Source organism: Leeuwenhoekiella aestuarii (assembly GCF_004104055.1).
Lineage (GTDB): Bacteria > Bacteroidota > Bacteroidia > Flavobacteriales > Flavobacteriaceae > Leeuwenhoekiella > Leeuwenhoekiella aestuarii.
The window spans coordinates 71,374-79,311 of the sequence record NZ_QOVJ01000012.1 but is presented as its reverse complement, the minus strand read 5'-3'; the positions used below and the strand labels follow the sequence as shown (position 1 = coordinate 79,311).

8 protein-coding genes are annotated in these 7,938 nt (G+C 37.2%); 2 read left to right on the top strand and 6 right to left on the bottom strand.

The genetic code is table 11. The features are described 5' to 3' along the window. Positions 1-287: 287 nt before the first annotated feature. Positions 288-1,766 (bottom strand): Gfo/Idh/MocA family protein, encoded by a 1,479-nt coding sequence (locus DSM03_RS17710; RefSeq protein ID WP_201740478.1) that lies wholly within the window; start codon positions 1,764-1,766, stop codon positions 288-290. 10 nt (positions 1,767-1,776) lie between these two features. Beyond that, positions 1,777-2,586 carry a 3-keto-disaccharide hydrolase gene (locus tag DSM03_RS17705; protein ID WP_128762830.1) on the bottom strand — a complete coding sequence of 270 codons (810 nt, stop codon included), beginning with the start codon at positions 2,584-2,586 and terminating at the stop codon, positions 1,777-1,779. A 179-nt stretch (positions 2,587-2,765) separates the two neighbouring features. Between DSM03_RS17705 and trhA the strand changes: the two genes are divergently transcribed. Then, positions 2,766-3,401, top strand: coding sequence for a PAQR family membrane homeostasis protein TrhA (gene trhA, locus DSM03_RS17700; protein ID WP_128762829.1), 636 nt, complete (start codon positions 2,766-2,768; stop codon positions 3,399-3,401). Here the strand turns inward: trhA and DSM03_RS17695 are convergent. Further along, positions 3,398-3,826 carry a DUF4268 domain-containing protein gene (locus DSM03_RS17695; RefSeq protein ID WP_128762828.1) on the bottom strand — a complete coding sequence of 143 codons (429 nt, stop codon included), beginning with the start codon at positions 3,824-3,826 and terminating at the stop codon, positions 3,398-3,400. The genes trhA and DSM03_RS17695 overlap by 4 nt on opposite strands. 2 nt (positions 3,827-3,828) lie before the next feature. Next, positions 3,829-4,497: a ZIP family metal transporter gene (locus DSM03_RS17690; protein WP_128762827.1), complete on the bottom strand. Its 669-nt coding sequence runs from the start codon at positions 4,495-4,497 to the stop codon at positions 3,829-3,831. 74 nt (positions 4,498-4,571) lie between these two features. On the opposite strand from DSM03_RS17690, the gene DSM03_RS17685 reads away from it, so the two are divergent. Continuing rightward, positions 4,572-5,735 (top strand): THUMP domain-containing class I SAM-dependent RNA methyltransferase, encoded by a 1,164-nt coding sequence (locus DSM03_RS17685; RefSeq protein WP_128762826.1) that lies wholly within the window; start codon positions 4,572-4,574, stop codon positions 5,733-5,735. A gap of 60 nt (positions 5,736-5,795) precedes the next feature. Here DSM03_RS17685 and DSM03_RS17680 read toward each other — a convergent pair whose 3' ends face one another. Both DSM03_RS17680 and DSM03_RS17675 read right to left on the bottom strand, forming a co-directional pair. Continuing rightward, positions 5,796-6,545: a C40 family peptidase gene (locus DSM03_RS17680; protein ID WP_201740477.1), complete on the bottom strand. Its 750-nt coding sequence runs from the start codon at positions 6,543-6,545 to the stop codon at positions 5,796-5,798. 76 nt (positions 6,546-6,621) lie between these two features. Beyond that, positions 6,622-7,797, bottom strand: coding sequence for an acetyl-CoA C-acyltransferase (locus DSM03_RS17675; protein ID WP_128762825.1), 1,176 nt, complete (start codon positions 7,795-7,797; stop codon positions 6,622-6,624). Positions 7,798-7,938: the final 141 nt, after the last annotated feature.

Sequence of the window (7,938 nt, the reverse complement as noted above, 5' to 3'; positions counted from 1 at the left end):
TGCATCTCGTGGGAGAGTAGGTCGCCGCCTTGTTTTAGAAGTCCGCATCATTTAGTTGATGCGGACTTTTTTTATGCCCAAAAATGAAATAGTATACTGGAGACCCTAGAAAAAAGAAGAAAGACTAAAGATTAAAAATGCGTTAGGGATTGTAGTGGAATCCTTAAAACTATAAGATCTTAAATTTGAAAAGACAAAGCCTACCTGTGAAAGGTAGGCTTGCCAAAGGGTAACCTTAAAATACTGCTTGTTTTTCTAATAGTCTGTTGTTAGCTTAAAACTTCTTTTTAAAAAGATCTGTATGTGCCCTGAAGATAAGTATTGGCCTCTTCTTCTTCAAATCGGGCAGTTTTAGCGTCCCAGTGCAGTGTTTGATTTGGGAAACGACCTGCAATAACACCTAGCAGAATTGTTTCAGTCAAACGTGCACCATAATCAAAGGGAGCAGAAGTTTTTCCTTTGCCTAAACATGCGTCGATAAATTCATGATAATGTTTTGGACTTTCTGATTGATAATCCCTGACCGGAGCTTCCAATTGATGTTCTTCAGAAATTTTTGCAATTTCTTTACTAATATCTACATACTTCCCATTTTTTATTTTAACAGGAAGCTGCATAAAATGGGGAAGAAGTAGTCTTCCTTTTTTACCTACAAACATAGCTCCCTGATCTGGTAACTTTCCTTTTTCAGCTAGGCCGGAATCTAAAGAAGTTTTGTCTTCCAGACTTTGGTTTTTAGAAGAATTGGTTTTTGAATTTGTAGTTTCAGAATCAGGAAGTATCAAATCTTCATTAATAGTGGGGGCTCCCGGGCCATCAGACCAGACCCACTTTAAACTATCTGTCGTGTATTTTGTACCCGGAAACTCATAAGTTACTGTATTTTGCTCTGGGTAGCCAAAATCATTAGGAGGTCTACAATCGTTTTTTATCGTTCTTGGGACGTCTAAGGCCAAAGCATTATAAGGCGTGTCAAAAATATGCACCCCCATATCACCCAAAGTAGCACAACCGTAGTCAACCAGTTTTCTCCAATTTCCCGGGTGGTAAAAGCCGTTTTTATAGGGTCTTTCTTGAGCGGTACCTAACCAAAGATTCCAATCTAGTTGCGGGGGTACAGGATCTGAACCCTCGGGTTCCGGGCCATTGTATCCCCAGTTTTTAGGAGACCAGGCATAAACGGTATGTACTTTACCTATAATGCCTGATTGTATTAGGAGCGTGGCTAATTTGTAATCGTAAAACGAATGAACCTGAATTCCCATTTGGGTTACCAAATTTTTATCGGCTGCCATTTTCCGCATCTCGCGGGACTCAGAAACATAATGCGTTAAAGGCTTCTGGCAATAGACCGGCTTTTGATTTTTCATCGCAAGTAGGGCAGCCGGAGCATGGCTGTGATCTGGAGTCGAAACAACCACGGCATCTATCTCGTCGCCCAGTTCTCTTAACATAGCTCTGTAATCAAAAAAAATACGTGCTTCCGGATGATTTTTATGAGCCGTAGCTAAATTAATAGCATCTACATCACATAGCGCAGTTACTTTAACCTGAGGATGTGAAGCCATAGCTTTTAAATCTTCAGCTCCCATACCTCCCACACCTATATGTGCGGTACGTATGATCTCATTTTTATCGGAAGAAGCAGATTTCTTTACATTCGGTAAATCTTCTGCAGCCAGAATAGTACCCGATGTCATCAAACCTAATGCGCCGATGCCGCTTTTTTTTAGAAAATCCCTTCTTTTATTATTTTGTTCAGCCATCCGTTTTATTTTAAAGCTTTTTAATTTTGATATTTTTAAACCATATAGCACTCGAGTGATCCTGTAGACCGATATAGCCGGTTTTAAACTTACCGTAATCAGGCGCATTATCCCATTTACCCGATTGTTTTTTTTGCTGCCACTCTTCAGACCAGGGAACGAATTCGAGAATTTTTTCACCGTTGAGCCAATGCTCCACTTTTTCAGGTGTAAAAATTATTTTGGTGGTATTCCATTCCCCGGCCGGGTTCAGGTGCTTTTTAGATTGATCTGGGGTATGCATAGCATAATCGGCTCCCGTACTTTGCCAGTCTTGTAATTCTTCAGGATGTTCTGCTCCGAATTGGGAATTATAGCTTGTCAAATCATGGATTTTAGCATAATTCTCATCGTCAATTAATTGGTATTCAGGAGCAACAACAGGAGGACCGGAGTATCCTTCTTTAACATGATAAAAAATTCCGCTGTTTCCTCCTTCAGGAATTTTCCACTCGAGATCAAGTTCAAAATTATCAAATTCTTCAGCTCCGTATATAATGTCTTTTCCACCTTTATAATTTTGCTCAAGTCCCAGTTCTGTGTCAAATGTAAGTATACTGTCTTTGATGGTCCACCCGGGAGGAAGTGAGTCTAGACCGTAACCTCGCCATCCTTCAAGGCTTGTTCCGTCAAAAAGATAAACCCATTCTTCATCTATAGCTTCAGCAGGAGAATCTTCACCGGGTTTTTGTTCTGTTGTATTTTTGCAGGCGATTGCGTTCAGTATAAAAACGCTTAAAAAAACAACTTTAAGAAAAGGAAATGTTTCGATTTGTTTCATTTAAACAAGAATTAATAAGTTTATGAAATAAAAATTTTTCATAAATATAATAAAAACTAAATTGGTCACACTTAGCTTTTTAAAAGTTTCTCCTCTTTTAAATTAGCACTATAATTTTTGCTGTAGCCGAATATAAATTTAATGAGGTAAGCTTTACTTTTTAATTAACTTGCTTTTTTATGAAGCATCTAAACCTAAATTGGAAAGAAGAGGAATTTTGGAATGCATTATCGCACGGTATAGGCGCATTAATGGGAGTTTTTGGCCTCATATATCTACTTATTCTAGATGCACATAAAAGCGCGTATAGTACTTTGAGTATTGTTTTTTATGGGGTTTCTATTATTTTACTCTATACAGCTTCTACTATTTATCATATTCTAACTTCGGTTTCGTGGAAGCACATTTTTAGAAAGATAGATCACATCAGTATCTACTTTTTAATTGCCGGAACGTATACACCCGTAGCCCTAATTTCATTAGCGTCGGGAAATGGCTGGATTATTTTCTGGACAGTTTGGGGAATTGCTGCTGTAGGAACAATTTTAAAGCTATTTTTTACCGGTAGGTTTGAGATTTTATCTCTAGTGCTTTATTTGGCGATGGGTTGGCTAATCGTTTTTGATTGGGATAATCTGGTTACAGTTTCTTCAGAACAAGGAATAAATTTATTGATGCTTGGAGGTGGTTTTTATACCGTAGGAATTTTATTTTACGCAATACGCAAAATTCCGTTTAATCATTTTATTTGGCATCTATTTGTATTGGCAGGAAGCATCTGTCATTTTCTATTTATTTTGGTCGATGTTATTTAGGCCGTTATAAACTCTTGATATTCGTACCAGAATAATTCAAATTTTGGCATTTCGGTGTAAAAAAACTCAAACACTTCAGGCCAGTGGGTTTTATTGTGGATGTTGACTCCATTTTTCTCAACATAAATTCTTGAGATAATTTTACCACTACTGCGCAAGTACTCTTGATCTAAAATGATTTCCTCTGAAATTTCAGCCTTTAATAGATTTTTCAAACTTTCAAATTTTTCATAATAGTACGTTCTGAAAATATCATCGTGCGTTTCAATATCAAAAGAGACTATGGCTTTTATAGTATCAAAGCTAAATTTTAGATTGATTTCCTTGATTTTTGTGTCGTATAGTAACCACTTTCGTGGATGTCTTTTTCCGAAGAAAATCCAGAATTGCTCTCGTATTTGTTTTGACTCTTCTCTGCTAAACATAATTAGAGGATATAAGCAAGACCAATACCTAAGAGTATTGCACCAAATTTTGTTGCATTGAACTGATGGTTCTTAGAAGATTCAAATAAAATCGTTGTGGAAACGTGTAATAGTACGCCTACAACTAAAGCATTGATGTTATTTTTGATGCTTTCAGACCATAAATGTAATGTGCCTAAATAACTTCCTAGAGGGGTCATCAACGCAAAGAAAACCAGAAAAATAAGAATTTGAGTTTTACTGATATTCGATACTAACAAAAAGGAACTTATTATAATTGCGATGGGTATTTTGTGAATTACAATCCCATAAACTAAATCCTGATTTTGCGATAACGGAAATCCCTCAAACATAGAATGTACAGCAAGGCTAATGAAAAGTAACCAAGGAATAGATTGGGTTTTGGTATCAAGATGTAAATGACCGTGTTCTGCTCCTCTCGATAAAAATTCTAGTAAGATCTGCAGAAGTAAACCACCCATTATATATAAACCAATTTGTTTAGAGTCTGATGCATAAAGCCCGGGTAAGAATTCAAAAATGGTGATAGATAATAAGAATGCACCACTAAAGGATAGCAGTAATTTTACCGTATTATTTAGAGTAGGTTTAAAGATTAACGCTATTAAAAAGCCTAAAGTGACAGCGGCAATAGGTAAAATAAAGATCATATAAATTCAGCTAGGAATGGTTAGTCGTAGCAAGCCCACAAAATTAACCTATTTTTGCAATCTAAATTTTTGCAATGGAAGAGAACTTTAAAATGCTCGCAAAAACCTTATTTGGTTTTGAAGAATTATTAGCTCGTGAGTTGCGCGAGTTGGGAGCAGGAGATATAGAGATAGGTACGCGTAGTGTTGGTTTTAGTGGTGATACAGGCTTTATGTACAAGGCTAATTTGTGTTGCCGTACCGCAATTAAAATCCTTAAGCCGTTAAAGTCTTTTGTTGTTAAGGATGAGAATGCATTATATGCTGCGGTAAAGAGTATTGACTGGAGTAAATATATGCGTGTTAATGACACCTTTGCTATAAATGCCACTATTAGTGGTGAGCAATTTACTCATTCGTTGTTTGTTGCTCAAAAAGCAAAAGATGCTGTTGTAGATCAATTTAGAGAAAACACAGGGGAGCGCCCTAGTGTAGATCTAAAATTCCCGAGTCTGAGTATAGATATTCATATCAGAGAAAACAAATGTACGATTTCATTAGATAGTAGCGGGGTTTCTCTGCATCAGCGTGGTTATCGCTTGGCAACAAATATTGCACCTATAAATGAAGTTCTCGCAGCGGGCTGTCTAATGCTTGCTGGTTGGAAGGGACACAGTGATTTTCTTGATCCTATGTGTGGTAGTGGGACTATGCTTATAGAAGCAGCAATGATTGCGTGTAATATACCACCTAATTTAAACCGAAGACAATTTGGTTTTGAAAACTGGCATGATTGGGATCCTGATTTGTTTGACACTATTGAAGCGGCTGCGCTAAAGAAGATTCGAGAATTTCACTTTACTATAAGTGGTTATGATAAGGCACCATCTGCAGTTGAAAAAGCCAAAGAGAATATTAAAAATGCTGAATTAGATGAATTTATAACGGTTAAGCAGGCTGATTTTTTTACTTCGGAAAAAGAACGAGAACGTCATTTGCACATGGTTTTTAATCCACCTTACGGAGAGCGATTAGAAATAGATATGGAACCGTTTTATAAAAATATAGGAGATACGCTGAAACAAAATTATAAAGATACAGAAGCTTGGTTTATCACCTCAAACCTAGAATCTCTTAAACATGTAGGTCTGCGGACTTCCAGAAAAATTAAATTATATAATGGATCTTTAGAGTCACGTTTAGTGAAATATGATATCTATGCGGGTTCTAAAAAAGCTAAATATCAAAAAGAAGATTAAGATTTGTAAAATCTTTAAAACAAAAACGGTGATACTTTAAAATATCACCGTTTTTGTTTTCTATAGAATACGCTTGATAACACGTAATTTATGAGTATGTGTTCTTCGGTCTACGTTATAAATACCAGTGTGATCAATACGATCTATGCGAACCTCCCCGTGACAGTGAATGATATAATTATCCTGAAGCATAATACCGACGTGTACAATACGTCCTTCGTCATTATCAAAAAATGCTAGATCACCCGGCTCACTTTCTTCAATAAAACTTAAGGCTTCACCTTGACCTGATTGCTGTGATGCATCACGAAAAAGTGCATGACCATTAAGCCGATAAACCATCTGGGTAAAACCGCTACAATCCAGACCAAACGGAGTTCTTCCTCCCCATAAATAGGGGCTTTTTAAATACAAAAGTGCTGTATTTATAAAGGCAGATTTTTCCTTTTTATCCGAAATAAAATTTCCGTCATAGTGATCACCGGTAAGATCAAGATTGGCTAATTGAGCACCAAGCGGTAAACTCAAAACGTGAGAATCAGACGATGTTGCCATCTGAAGTAAATCACTCGCAAGAAGTGGCATACGTTCTTCAGCAGTAGAATAGTTTTCTTCAGTAATTTCTTTATACTGCTTGTTATCTATCCAGCCCTCATATTTGTCATGAGCAAGACGAATACGACTCCATTTTTTACGAATTTCAAGCACCTTAAAATGTTCACCATAAAGTACTTGATTAACCATCTCTGCTGCATCAGCAGGTTCTAAACGCATCGGTACAATACTTAATGGGCAAATGCCGTAGTTCATCAGGCGGTTTTGAAATTTTGGTAAAAGTAATTCAAATGATTTTTACTCACAAAGCGAGATACAAATGCTCGTGAACTTATCTTGAAATTACCATTGCAGATGCGCCACCGCCGCCATTACAAATTGCCGCAGCACCTAATTTTGCATGTTGTTGTTTAAGTACATTTATTAAGGTGATTAAAATACGCACACCACTGCAACCTAAGGGATGACCTAAAGAAACCGCTCCTCCATTTACGTTTACATTTTCAGAGGAAAGGCCTAGAATTTTCATATTAGCAAGACCTACAACAGAAAATGCTTCATTAAATTCAAAGAAGTCAATCTCATCTTGAGAAACACCAGCTTTTGCAAGAGCTTTTGGCAAAGCTTTAGAAGGAGCTGTAGTAAACCATTCAGGTTCTGTAGCAGCATCAGCGTAGCTTTTTATAGTACATAGGATTTCTAAACCTAATTCTTTGGCTTTTTCTTTAGTCATTAAAATAACAGCTCCAGCACCATCATTGATCGTAGAAGCATTGGCAGCAGTCACTGTACCATCTTTAGAAAATGCAGGACGTAAACTTGAAATTTTATCTATGCGCACATTCTTGAACTCTTCATCTTCTTTAATTACAAGAGGCTCTCCTCTTCGCTGTGGCACTTCAATCGGAATAACTTCATCATTAAATTTACCAGCTTCCCAGGCGGCAGCAGAACGTTTGTAACTTTCTATAGCGAACGCGTCTTGATCTTCACGTGAAAATTCATACTTTTTCGCGCAAAGATCTGCACAAACTCCCATTGCATTTCCGTCATAAGCATCAACGAGTCCATCTTTTTGCATGCCGTCAATAAGTGTAGCAGGACCAAATTTTTGTCCGTTGCGCATATGTACATAATGGGGAATTTGACTCATACTTTCCATCCCACCTGCAATTACAATTTCGTTATCACCTAATGCGATAGATTGTGCAGCAAACATCACCGCTTTCATCCCAGAAGCGCAAACTTTATTTACCGTAGTACAAGGCACCGAATTGGGGATACCTGCACCTAAAGCCGCCTGTCTCGCAGGGGCCTGACCAACACCGGCCTGTACAACATTACCCATAAAAACCTCATTGACAAGGTTAGGGTCGAGGTTGATTTTCTTTAAAGCTCCTTTTATAGCTGCTGTTCCCAGAGTAACAGCAGTTAATGATGATAGACTTCCTAAAAAGCTTCCTATTGGCGTTCTAACAGCCGAGACAATGACAATTTCTTTTTGCATAATGTAAATTTTTTGTGTGATACAAACTTAAGTAAATACTAACGAAAACGTTATATTTTAGCCTATGCTTAACAGCGTAAACGTCCCGTTTAATTTTAGTACTTTTACTAGATAATCGAGATTTAAATGCTTCAGAGCAAA